This window comes from Denitratisoma sp. DHT3, from assembly GCF_007833355.1.
In the GTDB taxonomy this organism is placed as follows: Bacteria; Pseudomonadota; Gammaproteobacteria; order Burkholderiales; family Rhodocyclaceae; genus Denitratisoma.
The window spans coordinates 1,181,170-1,204,971 of the sequence record NZ_CP020914.1; the positions used below are offsets into that span (position 1 = coordinate 1,181,170).

20 protein-coding genes and 2 pseudogenes are annotated in these 23,802 nt (G+C 64.0%); 11 read left to right on the forward strand and 11 right to left on the reverse strand.

Annotated features, from left to right (window positions below; genetic code table 11):
- Positions 1-53: 53 nt before the first annotated feature.
- From B9N43_RS05325 to B9N43_RS05335, 3 genes are all read left to right on the forward strand, one after another.
- On the forward strand, positions 54-2,024 hold the full coding sequence (locus tag B9N43_RS05325) for a monovalent cation:proton antiporter-2 (CPA2) family protein (protein ID WP_145841286.1): 1,971 nt from the start codon (positions 54-56) through the stop codon (positions 2,022-2,024).
- A 74-nt stretch (positions 2,025-2,098) separates the two neighbouring features.
- Complete coding sequence (locus B9N43_RS05330; protein ID WP_145841287.1) at positions 2,099-2,497, forward strand: DUF488 domain-containing protein; 399 nt, start codon at positions 2,099-2,101, stop codon at positions 2,495-2,497.
- 5 nt (positions 2,498-2,502) lie between these two features.
- Positions 2,503-3,126 carry a uracil-DNA glycosylase family protein gene (locus B9N43_RS05335; RefSeq protein WP_145841288.1) on the forward strand — a complete coding sequence of 208 codons (624 nt, stop codon included), beginning with the start codon at positions 2,503-2,505 and terminating at the stop codon, positions 3,124-3,126.
- 211 nt (positions 3,127-3,337) lie between these two features.
- Here the strand turns inward: B9N43_RS05335 and crcB are convergent, their stop codons facing one another.
- Both crcB and B9N43_RS05345 read right to left on the reverse strand, forming a co-directional pair.
- Positions 3,338-3,721 (reverse strand): fluoride efflux transporter CrcB, encoded by a 384-nt coding sequence (gene crcB, locus B9N43_RS05340; protein ID WP_145841289.1) that lies wholly within the window; start codon positions 3,719-3,721, stop codon positions 3,338-3,340.
- 117 nt (positions 3,722-3,838) lie between these two features.
- A complete protein-coding gene (locus tag B9N43_RS05345) occupies positions 3,839-6,274 on the reverse strand; it encodes a TonB-dependent receptor (protein ID WP_145841290.1) in 2,436 nt (811 codons plus the stop codon).
- 227 nt (positions 6,275-6,501) lie between these two features.
- Between B9N43_RS05345 and B9N43_RS05350 the strand changes: the two genes are divergently transcribed.
- Positions 6,502-7,221, forward strand: coding sequence for a pseudouridine synthase (locus B9N43_RS05350; protein ID WP_145841291.1), 720 nt, complete (start codon positions 6,502-6,504; stop codon positions 7,219-7,221).
- Here B9N43_RS05350 and B9N43_RS05355 read toward each other — a convergent pair.
- Positions 7,218-7,697, reverse strand: coding sequence for an SRPBCC family protein (locus tag B9N43_RS05355; RefSeq protein ID WP_145841292.1), 480 nt, complete (start codon positions 7,695-7,697; stop codon positions 7,218-7,220). The genes B9N43_RS05350 and B9N43_RS05355 overlap by 4 nt on opposite strands.
- A 111-nt stretch (positions 7,698-7,808) precedes the next feature.
- Between B9N43_RS05355 and B9N43_RS05360 the strand changes: the two genes are divergently transcribed.
- Genes B9N43_RS05360 through pyrF form a run of 4 tightly spaced genes read left to right on the forward strand, consistent with a single transcriptional unit; the run spans position 7,809 to position 11,458 of the window.
- Entirely contained in the window at positions 7,809-9,674 is a 1,866-nt protein-coding gene (locus tag B9N43_RS05360) for a glutamine--tRNA ligase/YqeY domain fusion protein (protein ID WP_145841293.1), read from the forward strand.
- Between the two features lie 2 nt (positions 9,675-9,676).
- Positions 9,677-10,270, forward strand: coding sequence for an AAA family ATPase (locus tag B9N43_RS05365; protein WP_145841294.1), 594 nt, complete (start codon positions 9,677-9,679; stop codon positions 10,268-10,270).
- The gene (locus B9N43_RS17145) at positions 10,251-10,418 is read left to right on the forward strand and encodes a hypothetical protein (RefSeq protein ID WP_186453991.1); all 168 of its coding nucleotides are present in this window, start codon (positions 10,251-10,253) and stop codon (positions 10,416-10,418) included. Before B9N43_RS05365 ends, B9N43_RS17145 begins: the two co-directional genes overlap by 20 nt.
- Before the next feature lie 5 nt (positions 10,419-10,423).
- Positions 10,424-11,458: an orotidine-5'-phosphate decarboxylase gene (pyrF, locus tag B9N43_RS05370; RefSeq protein ID WP_261379394.1), complete on the forward strand. Its 1,035-nt coding sequence runs from the start codon at positions 10,424-10,426 to the stop codon at positions 11,456-11,458.
- Positions 11,459-11,815: 357 nt separating this feature from the next.
- Here pyrF and B9N43_RS05375 read toward each other — a convergent pair whose 3' ends face one another.
- Complete coding sequence (locus B9N43_RS05375; RefSeq protein ID WP_145841295.1) at positions 11,816-12,964, reverse strand: HD-GYP domain-containing protein; 1,149 nt, start codon at positions 12,962-12,964, stop codon at positions 11,816-11,818.
- Positions 12,965-13,127: 163 nt separating this feature from the next.
- Between B9N43_RS05375 and B9N43_RS05380 the strand changes: the two genes are divergently transcribed.
- Positions 13,128-13,882, forward strand: a protein-coding gene (locus B9N43_RS05380) for an IS5 family transposase (protein ID WP_145841296.1) whose coding sequence is annotated in 2 segments (ribosomal slippage) — positions 13,128-13,449 and positions 13,449-13,882 — 756 coding nt in all. Because the reading frame shifts where the segments join, the coding sequence is not laid out codon by codon here.
- Between the two features lie 296 nt (positions 13,883-14,178).
- On the opposite strand, the gene ald is transcribed toward B9N43_RS05380, so the two are convergent.
- The 7 genes and pseudogenes from ald to B9N43_RS17515 form a co-directional block, all read right to left on the reverse strand.
- Positions 14,179-15,288 (reverse strand): alanine dehydrogenase, encoded by a 1,110-nt coding sequence (gene ald, locus B9N43_RS05385; protein ID WP_145841297.1) that lies wholly within the window; start codon positions 15,286-15,288, stop codon positions 14,179-14,181.
- Positions 15,289-15,333: 45 nt separating this feature from the next.
- On the reverse strand, positions 15,334-17,496 hold the full coding sequence (locus tag B9N43_RS05390) for a DEAD/DEAH box helicase (protein WP_145841298.1): 2,163 nt from the start codon (positions 17,494-17,496) through the stop codon (positions 15,334-15,336).
- A 99-nt stretch (positions 17,497-17,595) separates the two neighbouring features.
- Positions 17,596-17,871 (reverse strand): hypothetical protein, encoded by a 276-nt coding sequence (locus B9N43_RS05395; protein WP_145841299.1) that lies wholly within the window; start codon positions 17,869-17,871, stop codon positions 17,596-17,598.
- A gap of 416 nt (positions 17,872-18,287) precedes the next feature.
- The gene (locus B9N43_RS05400; protein WP_145841300.1) at positions 18,288-18,962 is read right to left on the reverse strand and encodes an RloB family protein; all 675 of its coding nucleotides are present in this window, start codon (positions 18,960-18,962) and stop codon (positions 18,288-18,290) included.
- Positions 18,962-20,233 (reverse strand): AAA family ATPase, encoded by a 1,272-nt coding sequence (locus B9N43_RS05405; RefSeq protein ID WP_145841301.1) that lies wholly within the window; start codon positions 20,231-20,233, stop codon positions 18,962-18,964. Before B9N43_RS05405 ends, B9N43_RS05400 begins: the two co-directional genes overlap by 1 nt.
- 226 nt (positions 20,234-20,459) lie before the next feature.
- Positions 20,460-21,268 (reverse strand): IS5 family transposase gene (locus B9N43_RS05410; RefSeq protein WP_145841302.1). Its coding sequence is split into 2 segments (ribosomal slippage): positions 20,460-20,920 and positions 20,920-21,268, totalling 810 coding nucleotides; the frame shifts between segments, so codons are not numbered across the junction.
- A gap of 270 nt (positions 21,269-21,538) precedes the next feature.
- Positions 21,539-21,649: pseudogene (locus tag B9N43_RS17515) on the reverse strand (IS3 family transposase); the annotation flags it as partial.
- Positions 21,650-22,522: 873 nt separating this feature from the next.
- On the opposite strand from B9N43_RS17515, the pseudogene B9N43_RS17355 reads away from it, so the two are divergent.
- Positions 22,523-22,798, forward strand: a pseudogene (locus B9N43_RS17355) (ATP-binding protein); the annotation flags it as partial.
- A gap of 313 nt (positions 22,799-23,111) precedes the next feature.
- Positions 23,112-23,789: an ethylbenzene dehydrogenase-related protein gene (locus B9N43_RS05425; protein ID WP_145841304.1), complete on the forward strand. Its 678-nt coding sequence runs from the start codon at positions 23,112-23,114 to the stop codon at positions 23,787-23,789.
- Positions 23,790-23,802 lie beyond the last annotated feature (13 nt).

The following is a 23,802-nucleotide window of genomic DNA, read 5'->3' on the forward strand; positions in this document are numbered from 1 at the left end:
GATTGTGAAGAATTATACCCAGCCCTCTGACCCCGCCGGAGCCGTCGGCATCCATGACATCGACTTTGCAAATCATTTTGCTGCTGCTGGCTGCCGCCGTGTTGGTAGTGATCCTGTTCCGCTCCATCAACCTGCCCTCGATCATGGGCTACCTGATGGTGGGCATCGTCATCGGCCCCCACGCCCTCGACCTGATGCCCGACCCCGGCCTGGCCAGGCATCTGGCCGAGTTCGGCGTGGTGTTCCTGATGTTCTCCATCGGCCTGGAGTTTTCCCTGCCCCATCTGTTCAGCATGCGGCGCATCGTCTTCGGGCTGGGGCTGGCCCAGGTGCTGGCGAGCCTGGTCCTGGCGGCGCTGATCGCGGGCATCGCCGGCATCGGCTGGGGGTTGGGTTTCGCCCTGGGCGGGGTGTTGGCCATGTCCTCCACCGCCGTGCTGTCGCGGCTGCTGGCGGAGCGCCTGGAGCTGGACTCGCGCCACGGCCGCGAAGTCATCGGCGTGCTGCTGTTCCAGGATCTGGCGGTGGTGCCGCTCCTGATCGTGGTGCCGGTCCTCTCCCAGCCGGCCGGCATGATGGCGGAAACCATCGGCCTGGCCGTGCTCAAGGCGGCGCTGGTGCTGGCGGCGGTGATCTTCCTGGGGCAGCGCCTGGCGCGCGGCTGGTTCGCGCTGGTGGCCCGGCGCAAGTCGTCCGAACTGTTCGTCCTCAACGTGCTCCTGATCACCCTCGGGCTGGCCTGGGTGACCGAACTGGCGGGGCTTTCGATGGCGCTCGGCGCCTTCCTGGCGGGGATGCTGATCGCCGAGACCGAATACCGCTATCAGGTGGAAGAGGACATCAAGCCGTTCCGCGACGTGCTGCTGGGGCTGTTCTTCATCACCATCGGCATGTTCCTGGACCTGCGGGCCGTGGCCGGCAACCTGCCCTGGGTGCTGGGCGGGCTGCTGTCGCTGCTCGGCGCCAAGCTGGCCCTGGTGGGCGGACTGTCGCGCCTGTTCGGCGCCGCGCCGGGCACCGCCCTGCGCACCGGCCTGTGGCTGTGCGCCGGCGGCGAGTTCGGCTTCGTGCTGCTGGCCCAGGGGCGCGGCCTGTTGCCGCCGCACATCGAGCAGACGACCCTGGCGGTCCTGGTGCTGTCGATGCTGGTGGCGCCTTTGCTGGTGCATTTCTCGGATCGCATCGTGCTGCGCTTCGTGGCCTCGGAATGGCTGCTGCGCTCGATGCAGCTGACCCAGATCGCCGCCCGTTCCATGGGCACGGAAAAGCACGTGATCATCTGCGGCTACGGACGCACCGGCCAGCATCTGGCCCGCATCCTGGAGCCGGAAGGCTTTTCCCTGCTCGCCCTGGACCTCGACCCGGAGCGGGTGCAGGAGGCCGCCGCCGCCGGCGAGTCGGTCAGCTACGGCGACTGCACCCGGCGCGAAACCCTGGTGGCGGCCGGCATCGCCCGCGCCCATCTGCTGGTGATCACCTTTGCCGACCGGCCCGCCGCGCTGCGGGTGCTGCATCACGCGCGCACCCTGCGCCCCGACCTGCCGATGGTGGCGCGGGCGGCGGAGGATCTGGATGTGAACCCGCTGGTCTCGGCCGGCGCCACCGAAGTGATTCCCGAGGCCCTGGAGTCCAGCGTGATGCTCGCCACCCACGCGATGGCCCTGCTGGGAATACCGATGTCCAAGGTGCTGCGCCGGCTGCGCGAGCTGCGGGAGCATCACTACGGTCTGCTGCGCGGGTTCTTCCACGGCGTCGGCGACATCAGCGACGGCGCCGACGAGTCCGAGATGGCGCGTCTCCACGCGGTGACGCTGGGCGAAGGCGCCTACGCCATCGGCCACCCGCTCGATCTGTTGAGCCTGGGGGAATGCGGCTGCACGGTGTCGGCGCTGCGCCGTCGCAAAGGCCCCGCCCGGTCCGATATGACGGGTGCCCCCCTGACCGCGGACGACGTGGTGGTGCTGCTGGGCACCCCCGAGGCGCTGACGGCGGGCGAGGAGCGTCTGCTGCGCGGCCCCCGGTGATAGCCTCAGACAACAACGGCCGCCAGGACGGTCTATGATCGGCTCATCGAACGATCTCGCAGGAGGCACAAATCATGGCCATACGCATTGTCCGGCTCGGCAGCCCCAGAAACCCGGATGAAGGACTGCGCATCGGCACGGTGCGCCGGCCGCCGCGCGGCGTGCCCAAGGCCGAGTTCGCCGCGCAGAACTGGTACGACGTGTGGTTTCCCAATCTGGCGCCGAGTCTCGACACCATGAAGCTGGCCCACGCCGCCACGACGCCCGCCCAGTGGGGCGCCTTTTTCAAGCGGTACCGCGCCGAAATGGCGACGCCCGAGAACAGCCACGCCATCGAACTGCTCGCCGCGCTCTCCCATCACAGCGACTTCTCGGTCGGCTGCTACTGCGCGGACGAGGCGCATTGTCATCGTTCGGCGTTGCGCGACCTCCTGATCCAGAAGGGCGCCAAGCTCGCCGCGCCGGGGTCTTGAAACGCATGGCGTCCACGTCCGGCATTGCGCGCCCCGCTCCCGCCGAGACGGCCCAGACCGAACTGGAGGAACTGCTCACGGCGGTGCGCGCCTGCACGCTATGCGCGGCCCACCTGCCGCTCGGCCCCCGGCCTTTGCTGCAGGCGAACCCCGCCGCCCGCATTCTCGTCGCCGGCCAGGCGCCGGGCCGCAGAGCCCACGCATCCGGCATCCCCTTCAATGACGTCAGCGGCGACCGCCTGCGCGATTGGCTGGGCATCTCGCGCGAGGTGTTCTACGACCCGACGCGCATCGCGATCCTGCCCATGGGTTTCTGCTATCCGGGCACCGGCGCCTCGGGCGACCTGCCGCCCCGCCCCGAGTGCGCCGCGGCCTGGCGGGCGCGGCTGCTGGCGGCGCTGCCCGGCGTGCGCCTGACCCTGGTCATCGGCCGCCATGCCCAGGCATACCACCTCCCCGGCGCCGCCGGATCGGTGACCCATATGGTCGCGGACTGGCGCCGCTACTGGCCCGATGTCGTACCGCTGCCCCACCCGAGCCCGCGCAACAATCTATGGCTGCGCCGCAATCCGTGGTTCGCCGCCGAATTGCTGCCCCGCCTGCAACAGCGAGTGGCGGCCCTCGTTTAGCGTGAAAAAAACGAGCTTTTCCGCCGGGCCGCCCCAAGGAAAAGCGGCACGCGGCGCCAGCCGCAACCTATCGGTGCGGCTACAGCGCTCCCCGTGATATCGAGCGCAGCGAGCCGTATCGAACCCCCCGGGGGGGCGAAGGGGGGCGAGTCTTTTCATGATGCGGAGTGTTCTTTCTGCATCATGAAAGTTAGAGCGAGGATTGAGGCGTTCAGGCGGCGAGGCGGTGGATGGTCCAGATGCCCAGCCCGGTCATCAACAGGGAACCGAACAGATGCAGGCTGGCTGCGGCCAGCGCCCAGCCGTATTCGGCGGTGCGGATCAGACCGACGACCTCGGCGGAGAAGGTGGAAAAAGTGGTCAGGCCGCCGAGAAAACCCGTCACCACCAGCAGCCGCACTTCGGGCGGCAGATCGACGTTGATCTGGAACACCGCGACCGCCGCGCCCACCAGATAGCCGCCGAGGAGGTTCGCGGCCAAGGTGCCCAGGGGAACCAGCGCGAACAGCGGATTGAGCCAGAGCCCCAGCGCCCAGCGCAGCCACGCGCCGAGGGTGGCGCCGACGGCGATGGCGGCAGGGGCGGTGAAGTTCATGGCGGATGGCATGCGATGAAAACGGATGGATTCTAGCGGCAATGACGCCAGGCGAAATCGTTAAAAAAAAAGCGGCCCGTCGCCGGGCCGCCTTGAACTGCGATCGCGCCGCGGCGATCAGTACTGGTAGATCAGGTCCAGACCGTAGGTGCGCGGCTCGCCCCAGTTGCCGGACCAGTATGAGGTCCAGCCCGGGTTGGACATGACCAGGTACTTCTTGTCGGTCAGGTTCTTGCCCCACAGCGCCACGGTCAGGTCGCCATTGCCGCCGGGACCGACCTTGATGCGGGACAGCGCCAGACGGCCGTTGACCACGCTGAAGGACGGCACGGTGGAGTGCTGCTCGATCTCCGGATCGGGATTCTCCATCTTGATTGGCGTAGATGAGGCGCCACGATGGGAGAACGTGAGCGAGCCGTCCAGCTTGCCGGGCAGACCGAACTCGGGGAAGCGATAATCCACCGTCAGGGTGGCATCGTTCTTCGGCACGACCAGCTTGCGCAGGGAGGTGACATCAGCCCCAGTCGCGGAATCGGTCCACTTGTCGTACTTGTGGGTCAGCGTGGCATAGCTGAAATTGGCGCGCAGGTTGTCGGTCACCTTGGCCGTCAGGTCGAACTCGAAGCCGCGATAGGTGGAACCGCCGACGTTCTCGGTCGCCCAGCCCGCCAAAGCGTTGGCGACGGACTTCTGCTCGTTGTCGAACTTGCTCTGGAACAGGGCCATGTTGGTCCGCAGGCGACGATCCATGAACTCGCCCTTCATGCCCAGTTCAACGGACTTGATGGTCTCGGGATCGAAACCCTTGACGAAACCAGCCGCCGTCGCCGCGCCAGAGACCTGATCGAAGCCGCCACCGGTGAAGCCCTTGGAGAGCTTCAGATAGGTCATCACGTTCTTGTCGATGTGATAATTGACGGACAGGGCCGGCGTGGTCTCCGAATAGCGGCGATCACCCGTGGCGCTGGCAAAACCAGCCCCAGCCAAACCAGCAGGCAAGGGGAAAGGCGAAGCAACCAGCATTGCGGCGGCAGGACCGGTCGGTACGACAATATAGCCGGTGGTCCAGCCGGTGTTATAGCCGGTCACGCGACGGTGATCCTTGGTGAAGCGGATGCCGGGAACGATTTCCAGCTTCCGATCCAGGATGTCCGGCGTCCAGTTCAACTGGCCGAAGACGGCCCAGGAGTCGAGCCTGGAAGAATTAATGCCCTTGTTGTCCAACATGAGGAAGTCGACACCGGAAGCGCCACCGCCGCCAGGCAGGATCATGCCGACGTTGGGGCCGGAGTGTTGATTGCCTTTTTCCGTCGCGAAGAACACGCCGGCGGTGTACTTGAAGGTCTTGCTCAGATCGCCGAGGAACTGGAATTCCTGGGACCAGGACTCGTTGTAGAGCGTCGCCGGATGGCCGAGGTTGAGGCCGACGCCGCCGTTGACGTTCAGCGGATCGGTGATGGTCAGCGGATAGCTGTCGGCACGGGCATCCAGGCCGCCCACGTAGGCGCCGTAGTTGTACTGGTTGGAGGTATCGACCTTGCGATAGCCGGTGATGGAGCGGACGGTCAGCGTCGGGCTGACTTCCCACTCGATGTTCAGCGCGTGGCCCTCGGCCTTGTTGCTGTTCTGCTGCAAGCCAACGGGGCCGTAAAGGTTGGACTGGCGATCCGTGCGGCAGCCATTCACGAAGGTGGCCGCGCGGGCATCGAACGTGGCCAACGCGAAATAATTGGACAGAGGATTCGCCGAAGCCATCAAGCACTGGGGCGGCGTGTCGTAGCCCTTGGACAGGGAGTAGTCGTAACCGTAATCCACCGTCACCTTGTTGGTGGGCTTCCAGCGCACGTCGAAGCGCCACGCTTCCGCATCGCGCTGGCCGAACTTGACGCCGCCGGGGGCGGAGTTCTTGACGCCCTCGTTGTCGCGGGAACTGGTCACATAGGCGATCTTGAAGGCCAGGTTCTCGGTCACCGGCACATTCACGGTGGTCTTGGAAATGATCTGCTCGCGCTGGGCCAGGGTGATCTGCTGCTTGAAGCCGAAGGCGGAGAGGTCGGGCTTGGCGGTGTAGATGTTCAGCGCGCCGCCGGTGGCGTTGCGGCCGGACATCACGCCCTGGGGCCCCTTCAGCACTTCGATCCGCTCCAGGTCGGCGGCCGGGTTGTTCAGGCCGACCAGCTGGGACTGGTACACGCCGTTGACATGGACGGCGATGGGGTTCGGATTGGCGATGAAGGAGGAATTGGTCGTCACCCCCCGGAAGGTCGGGAAGAAGATCTCGCTGCTGCCGGGATAGGGCGCCAGGCTCAGGCCGGGCACGGAGCCGTCGTTGATGTCGGACAGCGTGACGACCCCTTTCTTCTCCAGCGCCTTGGCATCGAAGGCCATCACCGAGATGGGCACGTCCTGCAGGTTTTCCGACCGCTTCTGAGCGGTGATGATCACTTCCTCCAGGGCTTCGCCGGCGGCGTAAGCCGTGGCGGCCGCGCTGGAAAAGGCGGCCGCGAGGATCGCGGGCATGGTGCGCACCATGAATCGGGTCTTGTGTTTCACCTAGTATCTCCTTTGCTCGTCGTTATAGTTCTACGAACTTTTTTGAACTCCATGCCATCAGCGTGGATGCGAAATGACAGGGGCGGAATCTTACATATGTTTATGTCCGCCTTTCTCAAAAACCGACAAATCCGCTCAAGCAAATTTGCGTTCATACAACACAACCAGCGCATACCCAGACTGCAATTGTGGGATCATCGCACCTCTTTTTTCCGTCGCCGCCCGCCATGCCCCATCTCCCCCTCGAACGCCTGATCCAGCAACAAGGATTCGGCTCCCGCAAGGAATGCCGCGCCCTGATCCGTCATGGCCATGTCGCCGTCGATGGGGATGTCTGCGAAAACCCGTTCGCCGAATTCGAAACCGAGGGGCTTCATTTCCAGATCGACGGCGAAGACTGGTGCTGGCGGGAGCACGCCTATCTGGCGCTGAACAAGCCGGCGGGCTACGAGTGTTCGCGCAATCCGATCCATCACCCCAGCGTGCTGTCGCTCTTGCCACCGCCGCTCCTGAACCGGGGCGTGCAGCCCGTGGGCCGGCTCGACGAGGACACCACGGGCCTGCTGCTGCTCACCGACGACGGCCAGTTCATCCACGCGCTGACCTCCCCGCGCCGGGAAATGCCCAAGGTCTATGAAGTGACGCTGCGCCACGCCATCGACGAAACCCAGATCCAGCGCCTGCTGGCGGGCGTCGTGCTGCGCGACGACCCGCAGGCGGTCGCCGCCGCGGCCTGCGAGGCCGTGGACAGCCATCGGCTGCGGCTCACCATCACCGGCGGCCGCTATCACCAGGTCAAGCGCATGGTCGCCGCCATCGGCAACCGCGTCGAGGCGCTGCACCGCGCCGCGATCGGCGACTTCGCCCTGCCGGCCGGCCTCGCGCCGGGGCAGTGGCAATGGATCACGCCCGAGGAAGTCGGCCGATTGACGAAATCCGGCGGTTAATGCCGGGCGGGCCGGTCGGCCGTTTCCGCCAGCATCCGGATCACCTGCACCGTGTCGATGTCGGCCGCCTCGTAGGCCTGGCGCAGGAATTCCCCGTAGGCCGCGTCCTCGGCCTCGTGCCCCGAGGCGAACAGCGTTTCGTAGCGGAAGCGCAGGAACAGGCTGTCGGTCTCGGGCTCTTCGATGCTGATGATCAGCACGCCGCCGCCGTGGTGCTCCGAGGGGGTGGTCTCGAAGCGCACCCAGTCCCCCACGGCATAGCTCACCCGATCGCGCACCTCGGTGGCGCCGAAACGCAGCACGCGCTCCAGCGTCCCCTCGCCGCGCGCCATGATGCGGCATTCGTCCAGCCCGGGCAGGAAAGGCCGGGCGTCCTCCACCCGGTGCATCAGCCCGGCCCAGACCTGGGCGCGGTCGAGGCGGAACAGCAGCGGAATGCGAAAGTCGTTGATTTCGACCAGATGCTCGAAGTGCATGGAAAAACGGGAATCGGTTGCGGGGCTGCCGATTATGCCTCTTCCAGATTTCTGGAGACCGCCCCGGCCCGGTAGAATTGACGCTTTGCGACATTCCCGCCGGCAGTCCCCATGGCCCATTCCCCATCCCAGCCCCAATCCGACGCCACTTCTTCCGAAGTCAAACCCGCCAACTTCCTGCGCCACATCGTCGAGGCCGACCTGGCGGCGGGCACCCATGCCTCCCGCCGCTGGTGCGGCCATCCCGGCTCGGGCCCCGAGCAGCAGGCCGGCGCGCCCGACCCGGCCAGGATTCGCACCCGCTTCCCGCCGGAACCCAACGGCTACCTGCATTTCGGCCACGCCAAGTCGATCCTGCTGAACTTCGGTCTGGCGCGGGACTACGGCGGCGTCTGCCACCTGCGCTTCGACGACACCAATCCGGAGAAGGAGGAGCAGGAATACGTCGATGCCATCATCGACTCGGTGCATTGGCTGGGCGGCGACTGGACGGTGAATGGCGTCGAGCACCTCTACCACGCCTCCGACTATTTCGACTTCATGTACCAGGCCGCCGAATCCCTGATCCAGGCCGGCCACGCCTATGTGGACAGCCAGAGCGCGGAGGAGATGCGGGCCAACCGGGGCACCCTGACCGAGCCGGGCAGGGACAGCCCCTACCGCGACCGCGGCGCGGCCGAAAGCCTGGACCTGTTCCGCCGCATGAAGGCCGGCGAATTCCCCGACGGCAGCCACGTGCTGCGGGCGAAGATCGACATGACCGCCCCCAACATCAACCTGCGCGACCCGGCCATCTACCGCATCCGCCACGCCGAGCACCACCGCACCGGCGACCGTTTCTGCGTGTACCCGATGTACACCTTCGCCCATCCGATCGAGGACGCGCTGGAGAACATCACCCACTCCATCTGCACCCTGGAATTCGAGGATCAGCGCCCGTTCTACGACTGGCTGCTGGAGCGCCTGGCCGAGGCCGGCCTGCTGGTCCGGCCATTGCCGCGCCAGTACGAGTTCTCGCGCCTGAACCTGACCTACGTGGTGCTCTCCAAGCGCAAGCTGATCCAGTTGGTGGAGGAAAAGCACGTCGCCGGCTGGGACGACCCGCGCATGCCGACCCTGGTCGGCGCCCGGCGCCGCGGCTTCACGCCCGAGGGCTTCCAGATGTTCGCCGAGCGCATCGGCGTCACCAAGTCCGACTCGCTGATCGACATCAGCGTGCTGGAGGAGTGCCAACGCGAGCACCTCAACGAAACCGCGCCGCGCCGCATCGCCGTGCTCGATCCGCTGAAGCTGGTCCTCACCAACGTCGCGGCGGATCACGAGGAGCTCTGCGAAGCGCCCAACCATCCGCAGAAGCCCGAGTGGGGCAAGCGCCAGGTGCCCTTCTCGCGCGAACTGTGGATCGAGCGCGAGGACTTCGCCGAGGATCCCCCCAAGGGCTATTTCCGGCTGTATCCCCCCGGCGCGACACCCGCCGGGGACCCCCGTCCCGGCAACCGGGTGCGGCTGCGCTACGGCTTCGTCATCGAATGCACCGGCTGCGAGAAGGACGCCGCCGGCAACGTGGTGGCGGTGCATGCCGAGCTGCTGCCGGATTCCAAGTCGGGCACGCCCGGCGCCGACAATTACAAAGTCAAGGGCAACATCCACTGGGTCTCCGCCCGCCACGCCTACCAGAGCGAAGTGCGGCTCTACGACCGGCTGTTCTCCATGCCGGCGCCGGGCGCCCGGCGAATGGGTGACGATGCGGGCGACCCGGAGGGCCTGGAGCGGAACTTCCTCGACGACCTGAACTCGAACTCCGTCCAGACGATCGTCGCCCAGTTGGAGCCCGCCCTGAAGGACGCCGCGCCCGAGGACCGCTTCCAGTTCGAGCGCCACGGCTATTTCGTCGCCGACCGTGTGGACTCCCGTCCCGGCGCGCCGCTGTTCAACCGCGCCGTAACCCTGAAGGATTCATGGAGTAAGGGCAAGTAAGCATGGCCAACGTGGTGGTCATCGCGGGACCCAATGGCGCAGGCAAATCCACCGCTGCACCGTTTCTTCTGCGCGACACCCTGGGCATTGATGAGTTCGTCAATGCCGATCAAATAGCAGCCGGACTTTCCGCCTTCAATCCGGAAGGTGCGGCCTTTGAAGCCGGACGCATCATGTTGTCCCGCATCCGCAGTCTGGCTGCATCAGGCCAGGATTTCGCCTTTGAAACCACCCTCGCAAGCAGGAGCTTTGCCCCACTGCTGCAAAGACTAAAAACAAACTCAGGATATCGCTGCTATCTCATTTACCTTTGGCTAGACTCTCCCGAAACGGCCCAGGCCCGGGTAGCGCGAAGGGTAAGGGAAGGCGGGCACAATATACCAATCGAAGTGATACGGCGCCGCTATTGGCGAGGCATTGCCAATTTCAATACACTCTACCGGTCCGTGGTCGACGAGTGGCGGGCCTACGACAATTCCCGCGAGTTTGCTCCCGAATTGATCGCCCAAGGCACTTCCGCCCGAACCACCCATGTTGCACAAACCGACACATGGAAATTTTTAAGGAATGCTCATCATGAAAACGGCTACCAGTGACCGCATAAAACAGGCCTTCCGCAATGGTGAAGTCATCGACAAAGCTGTCGGCCAGGCAGCCCTGGCGGCCAAGAAACTCTCCCGTGGCACCATCGCCATAAAGAAATCGGCCGCACCCCTGAAGGACGCCTGGAGCAAGGGCAAGTAGTAACCATGGCATCCACCGGCTGGGGCTGCCCCCACGAAATCAACGACACCTGTTCCAAGGTGAACAACCTGCCCTGCGACCCGGGCATGAAGGGGTGTGTGCTGGCCGGGCGCTACGTCTTCGCCAATGAGGACAAGAACGCCCGCCTGCGCCAGAAGCAGGCCCGGGCCGCCGGACAGGCGCCCGCCACCCAAGACGGCAAGGACACGTCAATGACATTCAGCGCCACCCTCGCCGCCGCCTGGCAGCGCAACGACAGCCTGCTCTGCGTCGGCCTGGACCCCGATCCGGCCCGCTTCCCCGCCCATCTGCGGAACCATCCGCGGGCGATCTACGAATTCTGCGCCGGCATCGTCGACGCCACCGCCGACCTGGTCTGCTGCTTCAAGCCCCAGATCGCCTATTTCGCCGCGCGCCGCGCCGAAGACCAGCTCGAGGCCCTGATCGCCCACATCCACACGATGCACCCCGGCGTGCCGGTGATCCTCGACGCCAAGCGCGGCGACATCGGCAGCACCGCCGAGCAGTACGCGGTGGAAGCCTTCGAGCGCTACGATGCCGACGCGGTGACCGTCAATCCCTACATGGGCCGCGACTCCGTGGCGCCCTACCTGGCCTATCCGGACAAGGGTGTGATCCTGCTCTGCCGCACCTCGAACCCCGGCGGCAGCGATCTGCAATTCCTCGATGTCGGTGGCCAGGAGCGACTCTACGAGCGGGTGGCCCGCCTGGTGGCCGACGAATGGAACACCACCGGCCAGTGCGCCCTGGTGGTGGGCGCCACCTTCCCGGCGGAGATCGCCCGGGTGCGCGAAATCGTCGGCGACCTGCCGCTCCTGGTGCCCGGCATCGGCGCCCAGGGCGGCGACATCGAGGCCACCGTGAAGGCCGGCCGGATCGGCGCCGGGCCTGGCGCCGGCACGGGGCTGATGATCAACTCCTCGCGCGCCATCCTCTACGCCGGCAAGGGCGAGGACTACGCCCAGGCCGCCCGCCAGGCGGCGCTGGAAACACGGGACGCCATCAACCGCTGGCGTTGAGTTAGGCTCGCCCCCCTTCGCCCCCCTCCGGGGGGTTCGATATGGCTCGCTGCGCTCGGGTGTTTGGGGGCGCTTCGTGGCGGCGCCGATAGGTTGCGGCTTCGCCGCGTGCCGCTTTTCCTTGCGGCGGCGCGGCGGAAAAGCTCTGCCGGGGAAGCGCTGACCAATCACCATCCGTTCGGGCTGAACCTGTCGAAGCCCAGCGTGTGGGAGCGGGCCATGCCCGCGAATCGGTGCATCGTATCGCGCAACTGTCGCGGGCATGGCCCGCTCCTACGGGGCGAGGAGGAGGTTCGCCGTGCCCGCCGTGTCGCCGTGGTTTTCCTTGGGACGGCCCGGCGGAAAAGCTCGTTTACGCTAACTCCCGGCGGCGGCCGCGTCATCGGCGGCTTCGGCTTCGGCGCGGGGCCACAGTTCGGTCAGATCGAAGCCGCGCAGCAGTTCCGGTCCGAGGACCTCGCGGATGCCATACACGGCCTTGCTGGTCTGGCGCTTGGGCGGCGACTCATAGCGCACGCCGCTGGGTGCCCGCAGACTGCGCACGATCGGCTGCGCCGGATTGAGGGTGCGCCGCACCACCACCGCGATCTCGCCATTGTTCAGGGTCACCACCGTGCCCGGCGGATAGAGGCCGATCTCCTTGAGGAATGCCGCGGCGAGATTCGGTGCGACGGTGCTCCCCTGACGGCTGAGCAGTTCCTTGGCGGCGAGATGCGGCAGGGTACCCGCGCGATAGGCCCGTTCCGCCACCATCGCGCAGTAACGGTCGGCCAGCGACACCACCTGGGACTCCAGACTCAGCGCCTCTTCCTTGAGGCGTTTCGTATAGCCCGAGCCGTCTGGCATTTCATGGTGGTGTTCCACCACGTCCAGCCAGACCGGATCGTCCACGCCGCGCGCCGCCAGCGCCCGCGCCCCGTCGCGGGGATGGACGACGATCTGCATCTTCTGCTCGGGCGTCAGCGCCGTGCTCTGGTGATAGAGGGCGTCCTGGAGACCCAGCATCATCACATTCATGGTCAGGGCACCGGCCACCGCGGGCAGACGCTGGGCGTCATCGCGGTCCAGCCGGCTCAGCAATATTTCAGTCAGCACCGCGGTATGGAACGCGTGACGCATCGAATAGCGGCTCGCCCGCTGCAACTGGATGCAGGCCAGCGCGGGCTCCGGGTCCAAGCGGCAGACCATCTGGACCCGCCGGGCGATATCGAGCACGATTTCCGGCTGCAACGCATCGAGCGGGCAATCCAGTACCCTTTCGTAGTCGTGGATGATGCCCACGATGATTTCCTGGATGCAGACGCGCTCGGCACCGGCCGCGACCACGTCGCCCTCGGTCTCGATCTCGTCGTAATACGCGCCGCGCTCGATCAGGCGCGCCAGCTGCTCCTCCTGCTGGATGACGAAACCGCAATTCAGCAGCACGCGCCCATGGCGGTCGAGCAGGCTGAACGGCAGGGGTTGCCCCGGCTTGAGTCGTCCCGGTACTAGTCGCGTCCATGCCATGAGTTCCGCTCCTTTCAAACTCTTCCGACGGACGAACGACAGGCCACCCGCACGGTCCCGAGGGAAACGAGACCGTGCTGTCAGGAGGCGTGATCGTCCGAAGTATTAGGGTCTGTTCACAGTATCGGATTTGTGTTTACATCCTGGAATTTGGACGTAAGCAATGGATCGGGACATGTTGAGCGATGCACAGTGGGCGCGGATTTCGGAGTTGTTGCCAGGGAAGCCCACGGACAAGGGAGGGCGTGCCGTGGATAACCGTTTATTTGTTGAGGCGGTGCTATACACCGCCCGGGTAGGCAACCCCTGGCGTGATTTGCCGCCGAAGTTTGGCAACTGGCACTCTGTGTATGTGCGCTTTGCACGATGGGAAGCCAATGGGGTTTGGTCGCGAGTGGCCGAGGCCCTCCGAGGAGAAGCAGACCTGGAAGAGCTCTTCATCGACTCGACAGTGGTACGTGCGCACCAGCACTCAGCGGGCGCATCAAAAAAAACGGTGGCGATCAGGCGATCGGTCGGTCGCGTGGCGGACTGACCACCAAGATCCATGCGTGCGTGGATGCCCTGGGTAATCCGCTGCGCCTGATCCTCACCGGTGGTCAGGTGGCCGACATTACGCAAGGCCCCGCACTGGTCGATGCCTTGGTTACCGACGCAGTGGTCGCCGACAAGGGATACGACAGCAACGCGTTTGTCGACACCATCGCCCGCATGGGCGCTGAGGCCGTCATTCCACCCCGCAGCAATCGCCCCACGCCGCGTGAGTTCGACCGAGAGCGCTACAAGGCGCGTAACCTGGTCGAGCGATTCTTCAATCGGCTCAAGCAATTTCGCCGACTCGCCACACGTTACGACAAGCTCGCCAACCGCTTCAATGCATTCTTGCATCTGGCATGCACCTATATCTGGCTACTGTGAACACGCTCTAGAATCGACCCGCTTGTTCGATGGGGTGCGGCGCCAAGCGCCAGCAACGCGGGTTCTTTATGGTGGCCGGCAGTCTAACCGGGCTACCCCGGAACGGTCAAGTCGCAGTGCACAAGGGCTCGCCCCCCTTCGCCCCCCTCCGGGGGGTTCGATACGGCTCGCTGCGCTCGGGTGTTTGGGGGCGCTTCGTGGCGGCACCGACGCGTTGCGGCTTCGCCGCGTGCCGCTTTTCCTTGCGGCGGCGCGGCGGAAAAGCTCTGTCGGGGTCTTGTCCTCTTCGCCGTCGATCACAACAGGTCTTCCGCCGCCACCAGGGGCTGGCCCAGGGCCGCCGCCACTGCGCCGTGGGTCAGGTGTCCGGCGCAGACGTTGAGGCCGCGGCGCAGATGCGGATCGTCGGCCAGCGCCCGCCGCCAGCCCTTGTCGGCCAGCGCGGCGACGAAAGGCAGGGTCGCGTTGTTCAGGGCCAGTGCCGAGGTGCGCGGTACCGCGCCCGGTATGTTGGCGACGCAGTAATGCACCACGCCGTCGACCACGAACACCGGATCGGCATGGGTGGTGGGACGGGAGGTTTCGCAGCAGCCCCCCTGGTCGATCGCCACATCGACGATCACCGCCCCGCGCTTCATGGACCTCAGCATGGCGCGGGACACCAGCTTGGGCGCCGCAGCGCCGGGCACCAGCACCGCACCGATCAGCAGATCGGCCTCGACCACGCACTGCTCCACGGTCGCCGCGTTGGCGATGATGGTCTTGACCCGGCCCGACAGCTCCCGATCCAGCAGGTCCAGCCGCTCCACGTTGCGGTCCAGCACCGTCACGTCGGCGCCCAGGCCGGCGGCCACATGCGCGGCATGGCTGCCCACCACCCCGGAACCCAGCACCACCATCCTGGCCGGCGCCACGCCCGGCACGCCGCAGAGCAATACGCCGCGCCCGCCCTGCGGTTTCATCAGATGATAGGCGCCGACTTGCGGCGCCATGCGTCCGGCCACGGCCGACATCGGCGCCAGCAGGGGCAGGCCGCCGTGGGTGTCGGTCACGGTCTCGTAGGCGATGGCGATGCAGCCGGACTGCAACAGGGCCGTCGCCTGGCGCGGGTCGGGCGCCAGGTGCAGATAGGTGAACAGAATCTGGCCCGGCCGCAGCAAGGCGTATTCGACGGGCTGGGGCTCCTTGACCTTGACGATCAGCTCGGCGGCCCAGACCTCGGCGGCGGTGGCCACTACTTGCGCTCCCGCCGCCCGATAGGCGTCGTCGGAGAAATCGATCGCGGCGCCGGCTCCGCTTTCCACGCTGACCCGGTGGCCGCGCGCCGCCAGATCCCGCACCGAGGACGGCGTCAGGCCGACCCGGTATTCCTGCACCTTGATTTCCCTGGGCACTCCGATATGCATGCTCGCCTCCCTCGTGGGGTTCGAGTATGCCACCGGACACCCGCGTCAGCTGTGGCGTTTGCCCTTATGAACCACGCCGGGTTTGCGCGGCGTGTCGAAACCGGCTTCGCGCTTAGGCTTGGCGAAACCGCCTTCCTTGAAGGGTTTGCCGTGGCCGCCTTCCTTGAAAGGCTTGCCGTGACCACCGTCCTTGAAGGGCTTGCCATGCCCGCCTTCCTTGAAAGACTTGCCGAAACCACCCTCCTTGAAGGGTTTGCCGAAGCCCGCCTCCCGGCGTGGCTGATCGAAGCCCCCGCTCCGCGGCGGCTTGCCGAAGCCGCCCTCGCGCCGGGCCGGCTCGTGCCCGCCACTCTTGTGGAAAGAAGAGGAGAACGGCCGCCCTCCCCGCTCCTCGCCGCCACGGGGGCCGCGCGGCGAACGGCTGGTGGGCTGGTCGCCATGATCCGGCGCGATCTCCAACTGCCGGCCCTGCACCCGTACCCGCCGCAGCAGGCCGAGGAGTTCCGCCGACAGGGAGTCGGGCAATTCCACGGTGCTGAAGCTGTCGAACAGGTTGATCTGGCCGATGTAGCGGCTCTCGATGCCGGCCTCGTTGGCGATCGCGCCGACGATGTTCTTGGGCGTGACGCCATGGTCGCGGCCCACCTCGATGCGGTAGCGCATCAGCCCGCCGGCGGCGGGACGCGCAGGACGCTCATGGCGCGCCGGACGTTCGCCGAAGGCCGGGCGCTCCTCGCGGACGGGGAAAGCCCGCTCTTCGCCAAAGGCAGGCCGTTCGGCGCGAACCGCGGGACGCTCTTCCCGATAGGCGGAACGTTCCTCGCGGAAAGCCGGGCGCTCCTCGCGTGGCGGACGGCTCTCGCCGACGCGCGCCTCGGCATCGGCGGCACGGCCGGGAGCCATCTGCAAGGGCCGCTCCTTCTGCACCAGCCAGGCCAGGGCGGCGGCGATCTCCACCGTATCCACGTTCTGCTCGCGCTCGATCTGGCTCACCACGTCCTCGAAGAAACCCAATTCCTCGGCCCCCAGCACCTCCACCACCTGGCGCTTGAACTGGGCGACGCGGCGGTCGGCCACGTCCTCCATGCTGGGCAGTTGCATCGGCTCGATCGGCTGCCGCGTGGCGCGCTCGATCACCCGCAGCATGCGCTTCTCGCGCGGGGCGATGAACAGGATCGCGGTGCCGGCGCGGCCGGCGCGGCCGGTGCGACCGATGCGGTGGACGTAGGCTTCGGTGTCGTAGGGAATGTCGTAGTTGATCACGTGGCTGACGCGGGGCACGTCGATGCCGCGCGCCGCCACGTCGGTGGCCACTACGATGTCCAGGGTCTTGTTCTTCAGCTGCTCGATCACCCGCTCGCGCTGGGCCTGCTGCAGGTCGCCGCTCAGGGCGGCGGCGGCATAACCCCGGGCCTCCAGCTTCTCCGCCAGTTCCACGGTGGCGAGCTTGGTGCGGACGAAGATGATCGCGGCGTCGAAATCCTCCTCCACTTCGAGGATGCGGGTCAGCGCATCCAGCTTGTTGCCGGTGGCTTGCCAGTAGCGCTGGCGGATGGTGGTGACGGTGGCGGTGGCGGCCCTGATCTTGATCTCCTGCGGCTCGCGCAGGTGGGTGCGCGCCACGCGGCGGATCACCTCGGGCATGGTGGCCGAGAACAGCGCGGTCTGGCGACTGGCGGGGGTATGTTCGAGAATCCACTCGACGTCGTCGATGAAGCCCATCCGCAGCATCTCGTCGGCCTCGTCCAGCACCAGGGTCTTGAGTCCCTCCAGGTTGAGGCTCTTGCGCTCCAGATGGTCCATCACCCGGCCCGGGGTGCCGACGATCACATGGGCGCCCCGGTCCAGGGCGCGCAACTGCACCACCATGCTCTGGCCGCCGTAGATCGGCAGCACGTGGAAACCGGGCATGAAGTGGGCATAGCTCTGCAGGGCCTCGGCCACCTGGATCGCCAGTTCCCGGGTGGGCGTCAGGATCAGCGCCTGGGGCCGCCGCTCGGTCAGGTCGAGCCGCTCCAGGAGCGGCAGCGCGAAGGCCGCCGTCTTGCCGGTGCCGGTCTGGGCCTCGCCCAGGATGTCATGGCCGGCCAGCAACTGCGGAATGCAGGCCGCCTGGATCGGCGATGGGGTCTCGTAGCCCAGGGTTTCCAGGGCCTGCAAAAGAAAAGGGGACAGACCCAGCTGGTCAAAGCGTTCGATGGCGGACATGTGGGGGAAATACCGGGAAATACTGCGGGGGATGCAGCGAAATGGGCAGCGCGGACAGAAGGGGGAGCCAAGACTCGGAGCTGCTGCCGTCAAGAAGTCTCATTTTAGCGTGAAAAGCAAGCTTTCCCGCCCATTCAGCGACTTTTCCATCGGGGCATGCAGGGCGCTCGACATTAGCTTCAGCTCTTTGTCGGCGAATGGCGGGTAGCCATCACTGCCCCTGTCGCGCTTCTTGTCGATTTTCTCGACAGGCAGCAGTTTGTCCGGCTCTTGCTGATGTATGACGGGAAGCGCATGTGTCAGACTTTTTGGATCACCACAGTGGATCGCCGTCGAACACATGCTTGTAAATACAAAAAAGCCCTTGATCCACAAGGGCTTTTTTGTATTTTGGCGGAGACGGAGGGATTCGAACCCTAACCGTCGGGGATTTGCGGGGATTGACGGGGATTAGAACCTTTTAAAAACAGAACGTTATATTTTTCTAACTCCCCTACTCTCCCCCTAGATCCCATCAATTTGCAGTGGATTTTGCAGTAGAACTCTACATATATTTTTCTAACATCTGCTCATTCAAGCCAAAGTCTAGGTCAACATCTCGGCCTGAGCCGCCATTCGGCTGGCCGGCACACTCGGTCAGCAATGTATCGGTTACCTGCCGCTCAGCCGCAAGTAGCGCTGAACGGCAGCTTCTCTATCCGGAGAACGCGTACTGCGTGCCCTTGCTGTCCTCCGTGTGAGCGATCTGAATCTCGCGCACTCGGCGTGCCGACGCTGGATTGGACACGGCATCAGGCGCGCAGCGTGGTCAGCAACGTGACCAGTTCATGGAGTGCGGTGAAAGGCTCTGGGTCGGTATAGGCATTGAACCTTGCCGCCAAGGTCTGTGCTCGCTGCGTCGCGATTTCAAGTTTGTCGCGGGTGGTAACAAATGCGCCGCCCATGCCTTTCTCGTATCCGGGGATGTGCTGTTTCAGGCGTCGCATCACCTCGTCTCGATGGATGGGTGCCTGAATGTCCGCATAGTGCAGCAACAGCCACAGCTCGAAGCTGGGAATGGAAGCGATGGCCCTGAAGCCGACCAACTGTCTGTCGTCGTTGCGCAGCTTGGCATCGAGTGATTGCGCCAAGTTCAGGGCGTTGAAATAGCTGCCGTGGTCGTCGCGGTCAAACACTGCATAGATTTGATCAAAGCTCTTGGGGCGGATGCCTTTGTGTAAATCGCCTTCTTCAAAGAGTTGCTGGGCGTAACGCACCACCTGGATGGGAGCAGTGCCCAATTGGCCAGGTTGCACTTCTACGTTGGCTGAATGCAGCTGATGCGTGGCGCGAATCTCCTCCAAGTACAGCGGCTCCGTCTTACTACCTTCTGTGACGATCAGGATGCGGGCATAGCTGGCACGGCGTGCCTCCTTCGCAGCCTTGCGTCGCAGTTGCCTGTCTTTGGGCTGGTTGTCGCGCCCCATCAGTGCTTCACTCCCAACAACTGATTCCGCAGGAAGGGCAGTGCGCCGTATCGCCCTTGCAGATAACCGCGCTCCAGCGCTTCATTTTTACGCGGGCTGAAGTCGAGCAGCGGATACAGCGATGAGCTTTGGTCCGGCCGCTTTTCGACAAACCAAATCTGATCGCGGCGCAACAAGCCGTAGGCATCGAGCAGCGAGGTGTCGTGCGTGGTGAAGATGAGCTGCGCGTTGCCCGTGTTGACTTCGGTCCGGTGGAACAGGCGCACCAATGCCTGCACCAGCAGGGTATGCAGGCTGGTGTCCAGTTCATCCACGACCAGCGTCAGCCCCTTGTTGAGGATGTCGAGAATTGGCCCAGTCAGGAACAACAGGTTGCGGGTGCCGCTGGATTCATCCATTAAGTCAAAAACGGCCTTGCCTTGTTCGGTGACGTGGTGGAACTTCACTTCGTCGACGGCCTGCTCGCTGGCTTCTTCCTCACGCTTGCCAGTGGCTAGATCAAAGAGAATGCTGTGAACCATGGCCTGCTTGGTGGTGACTTCGATATCAGCTATGCTGATGTCGGCTGCACGCAGAAACTCACAAATGGTCTTGCGCCGCGCTTCCTCCTTGAGCATCTGTACAGAAAACTGCGGAGACAGCGGTGACTGTTCATTGAAGATCACGAGCCCATTCGCGAACCAGTCAAAAACTGGGCGCAGGGCATCACTGTTGAGCTGCACCGCCATAGACAGGAACAAGGCATTGGGCCGAGTGGCCCCCTCCCACAAGTTCTTGGCACCCTTAAGGCCGGGACCGAAGTCGTACACATCCTTGCCGCTCTCAGTATCGAAGTAACGCTCGAACCAGCGTTGCGGCTTGAATGCCTTGAAAACCAGGAGATGCTCGCTGACGATGCGTTGCGAGGTCATTGCAAAACCATACTGGTAGCGTACGCTGTCCAAGATAAAGGTGACTTCAAACTCCGTGGATTGATTGCCTGACGCAGCATCCAGCCTGAAGGGTTGAAGTCGATCAAAGGTCTGCCCGGGCTGCAGGGCTGCTGACTCCAGCACCACGCCGCGCATGTACTGCAGGGCTTTAACGAGGTTGGATTTGCCGCTGGCATTGGCGCCGTATACCACCGCACTCTTGAGCAAATGCGGGGCAGCCTTCAGCCCGGTGGCGAGGGTATGGGTATCCAGCAGCGTCTTGTCGGTGGCCGCAACAAGACTAAGCACCTGCTCATCGCGCAGGCTGCGGAAGTTCTTGACGCGGAACTCGACCAGCATTGTATTCACCCATTTATTAAAAAATATATTCGAATTATGCACTATATATTCGAAATATCAATTTATTTACGAATTTATGGCTGAATTTTTGACGGAAGGCCCACCGAACACAAGACCGTTCAGACACGCTGGCACAGAGGTGAGGCGGGGCAGCGAATGGGAAAGATAGCCGACATGAAGCGGAGGCGTTCTACTGCAACGAGATAAGAACTTCTAACAAAATGGTTCATGAAGCATTTTTGAGTTGCCGCCAGCAGATGATGGAGCAGGCGATCTTGATAAAAGCCTCATGGATGAGGGCGAGGCGCTCGAATCGGATGCGCAGTCGGCGAAAGTTGTGCAGCCAAGCAATGCAGCGTTCGACGACCCAGCGCGTCTTGCCCAGTCCGCTGCCGTGGGGTTCTCCGCGACGGGCAATCTCAGTATGGATACCGAGGGCGTGGAGCGGCCTGCGATGTTTGTCATGATCGTAGCCGCGATCGCCTTGGACGATGACCGGCTTGCGCAGCAGTCGCCCTTGCTTACCTCGGATCGGTGGAATGGCCTCGACCAAAGGCAGCAGTTGGGTGACGTCGTTACGGTTGGCACCGGTCAGGATGACTGCGAGCGGGATGCCCTGCGCTTCGGTGATGAGGTGGTGCTTGGAGCCGGGACAAGCGCGGTCGGTGGGATTGGGTCCTGTTTTTGACCCGATCCCACGGCGCGAATGGAGGAGGAATCGACGATGCAGCGTGACCAGTCGATGGCATCGGCAGCCCGGAGTTTGGCCAGCAGCACCTCGTGCAGCCGCTGCCATACACCGGCCTCTTGCCATGCTCGCAGCCGGCGCCAGCAACTCATGCCCGAGCCGCAACCCATCTCTTGGGGCAGCATTTCCCACGGGATGCCCGATTGCAGAACAAACAGGATACCGGTCAGCAATGCCCGGTCGTCCAGCGGCTTGCGCCCGGGATACTTGGCTCGGCGTGGTTTCGGGGGCGGCAGCAGCGGTGCGATCAACGCCCACAGTTCGTCGTCCAATATCGGTTTAGCCATTTCCTCTGCACAAAAAAAACTGTGCAGAGGTTAACGAATTTCGCTCCCTGTGAACAGGGGGTAATACGTCTTTTTGTTAGGACTTCTAAGTCCATTTCTGGGCGGAAGTTCGCGTGCCCAACGTTGCCAGATTGTGGCCATACAGTGTCGCCCGCATGGCCACAGGTTGGCGCCACCTAGATTTCGGTTTGCTCAAAAATCTCCAGTGCGTCGTCCACCTCGATTCCGAGGTACCTGACGTTGCTCTCCAGCTTGCTGTGCCCGAGCAATGATAGCTTTGGGGAGACCACGCACGTGGGCAACTCGGTCCAGAATGCGTACCAGTTGTTGCCCGCCCATGGCCCGCTCCGGGACGATGGCCACGACTTCAGGGGTGGACTCGAGGAGTTCGGGATCCTTGGATTCCCGCCACTGCTCGTAGACGACGATGCTGTCCGTTGCCTTCTTCACGTCGGAGGCGCGTTTCTCGGAATAGAACACCTCGACGGCCTTGATCGAGTAGCAGCACGGTAAAAGGCATCGCATCGCAGCAACGAATAGCCGGCCGAAAAGACTGTGCTGCCGTCGGGTGGTAGTTAGCACGACTCAGTTGTCGGGCGGGGCGCCCCCTACCTTGTCGTATGCTACAACCGTGCTAGATGCAGCTCACTGATGTATCACCTCATGCAGAAATCAGAGGCGCCCTGAGTAGATGACATATAGGAAAATCGATGACTGCTTGGTCGGCAGACATCTATTGTCTGCCGAAGCACATAGCTCGGCAGACCGTAAAAAGTCATAAAAACGGGGCCAAAAATCAAAATGACATAAACACAATGGCAACAGCAAAATGGCAACCGCTACCTCGGCAGACCGAAAAGTAGTAAGTAGCTCGGCAGACCGTTTGTCGAGGAAGGCAAAAAAATCGAACAAAGTGGCATAGCGTTCGGCAGTCATATATGTCTGCCGAGAGGACGACCAATAAATACTGTCTGCCGAGCACTGGGCGTTTTAAACACGGAAGGTAGTGCCTCCCTGACAAACACAATTAATAGTGCAAATAACACCAACCACCACCAGATATAGTCCCTGAGGCAGATCAGGCGCGGTGTAATACGTCGAAAAGTGATGCATATCGTTGCGGGATGCCCCCTGTACAGACGCTATTGTGGCCACTGGAATTACGGTCTGCCGAGCATGGATGCTCGGCATATAGTTAACAAGTCTGCCGAGGGTGAAATACAAAGTGAGCACGGATGCGCTGCATGGGGTCTGGAACTGGCGTCCTGTGCCTTCATTGCGCGCATCGAGAATGTCATTCTGATGGGCCCTTCGGGCGTCGGCAAAACCCATCTGGCCATCGCGGGCTATCGGACAACCCAAGCGGGCATCAAGACTCGGTTCATCACCGTAGCCGACTTGATGCTGCAGGTGGGTATCGCCAACCGGCGGGGACGGCTCAAAGAGTATTTCAACCGAGCCGCCCTCGGCCCGCGGCTCCTCGTCATCGATAAGATCGGCTATCTCCCCTTCGGCCGCGAAGAGGCCAGTCCCTGCCGCCGGAAATCGTGCGCAACTACCTGAACAACTTCAGAGACCCTGACACCGCGTAGACGGGGCGAGGGGTGCGCCAGGCACCATCGCCGCCCAGGGAAACCTTTCTGTCGTGCTCGATGCCGCCAGCTGCCGCCGGGCACAGCGTCTGCCCCTGCCACCGGCGGTGCAAATAAGAGCGTTATTCCCCCACAAAAAACAGTTGCTTTCACAGTATCCGTACTGATAAAGTAATTAACAAAATTACTAACGCGCCGCTTGTCAGCGAATCAATCGATTTGCCAGACGGCGTGAGCAAAGGAGCTGAGAAATGAAAGCGCAATTTGTTCAGGGCGTCCCCCTGAAGGAGCTGCTCGATCCCGACGCCGGGGTCTGGCGCGCGGCGAAACCGGAAGCGCTGGCCCTCTCCGGGACGCCGTCGGCCCTGCAGCCCACGTCGGCGGTGCGCGTCGCCTTTCCCGAGGGCACCATCGGTGCCATCAAGAACGTCTCGGTGGCCGCGGTCCACAACGGCACCGACATCGCCTTCCGCCTCGAGTGGCGGGATCCCTCTGCCGATACCGGTGCCGACGGCCAGGACGACATCGGTTTCCCCGATGGCGCCGCCATCCTGTTCCCCACCAGGAACGGCGCGCCCCTGATGACCATGGGCGCCCCCGGCCTGCCCGTGAATGCGTGGTATTGGCGCGCCGACGAGAACGGCCGCGGTCGCCACGTCACCGCCCAGGGCCTGGGCACCACCGACACCGCCGACCTGAGCCTGGTCAAGGGCCAGGGGTCGTACAACAGCGGAAGTTGGCGGGTCGTCATTGCCCGCCCCCTGCAAGTCGATAGCCCGGCCCCCGTCGCCCAGTTGAAGGCCGGCGGCAGGATCGGCATCAGCTTCGCCATCTGGGAAGGCAGCCACAAGGAAAGGGCCGGTATCAAATCCTTCGCCCTCGGACCGCAAGAAGGCTGGCATGAACTGAGCCTGGATCGCGCCGCCTGAGCCTGGAGAACGA

Excerpts from the sequence above, each read along its gene's own strand:
- B9N43_RS05325 (WP_145841286.1), top strand. The coding sequence starts at position 54 with ATGACATCGACTTTGCAAATCATTTTGCTGCTGCTGGCTGCCGCCGTG.
- B9N43_RS05330 (WP_145841287.1), top strand. The coding sequence starts at position 2,099 with ATGGCCATACGCATTGTCCGGCTCGGCAGCCCCAGAAACCCGGATGAA.
- B9N43_RS05335 (WP_145841288.1), top strand. The coding sequence starts at position 2,503 with ATGGCGTCCACGTCCGGCATTGCGCGCCCCGCTCCCGCCGAGACGGCC.
- crcB (WP_145841289.1), bottom strand. The coding sequence starts at position 3,721 with ATGAACTTCACCGCCCCTGCCGCCATCGCCGTCGGCGCCACCCTCGGC.
- B9N43_RS05350 (WP_145841291.1), top strand. The coding sequence starts at position 6,502 with ATGCCCCATCTCCCCCTCGAACGCCTGATCCAGCAACAAGGATTCGGC.
- B9N43_RS05355 (WP_145841292.1), bottom strand. The coding sequence starts at position 7,697 with ATGCACTTCGAGCATCTGGTCGAAATCAACGACTTTCGCATTCCGCTG.
- B9N43_RS05360 (WP_145841293.1), top strand. The coding sequence starts at position 7,809 with ATGGCCCATTCCCCATCCCAGCCCCAATCCGACGCCACTTCTTCCGAA.
- B9N43_RS05365 (WP_145841294.1), top strand. The coding sequence starts at position 9,677 with ATGGCCAACGTGGTGGTCATCGCGGGACCCAATGGCGCAGGCAAATCC.
- B9N43_RS17145 (WP_186453991.1), top strand. The coding sequence starts at position 10,251 with ATGAAAACGGCTACCAGTGACCGCATAAAACAGGCCTTCCGCAATGGT.
- pyrF (WP_261379394.1), top strand. The coding sequence starts at position 10,424 with ATGGCATCCACCGGCTGGGGCTGCCCCCACGAAATCAACGACACCTGT.
- B9N43_RS05375 (WP_145841295.1), bottom strand. The coding sequence starts at position 12,964 with ATGGCATGGACGCGACTAGTACCGGGACGACTCAAGCCGGGGCAACCC.
- ald (WP_145841297.1), bottom strand. The coding sequence starts at position 15,288 with ATGCATATCGGAGTGCCCAGGGAAATCAAGGTGCAGGAATACCGGGTC.
- B9N43_RS05390 (WP_145841298.1), bottom strand. The coding sequence starts at position 17,496 with ATGTCCGCCATCGAACGCTTTGACCAGCTGGGTCTGTCCCCTTTTCTT.
- B9N43_RS05400 (WP_145841300.1), bottom strand. The coding sequence starts at position 18,962 with ATGGGGCGCGACAACCAGCCCAAAGACAGGCAACTGCGACGCAAGGCT.
- B9N43_RS05405 (WP_145841301.1), bottom strand. The coding sequence starts at position 20,233 with ATGCTGGTCGAGTTCCGCGTCAAGAACTTCCGCAGCCTGCGCGATGAG.
- B9N43_RS05425 (WP_145841304.1), top strand. The coding sequence starts at position 23,112 with ATGAAAGCGCAATTTGTTCAGGGCGTCCCCCTGAAGGAGCTGCTCGAT.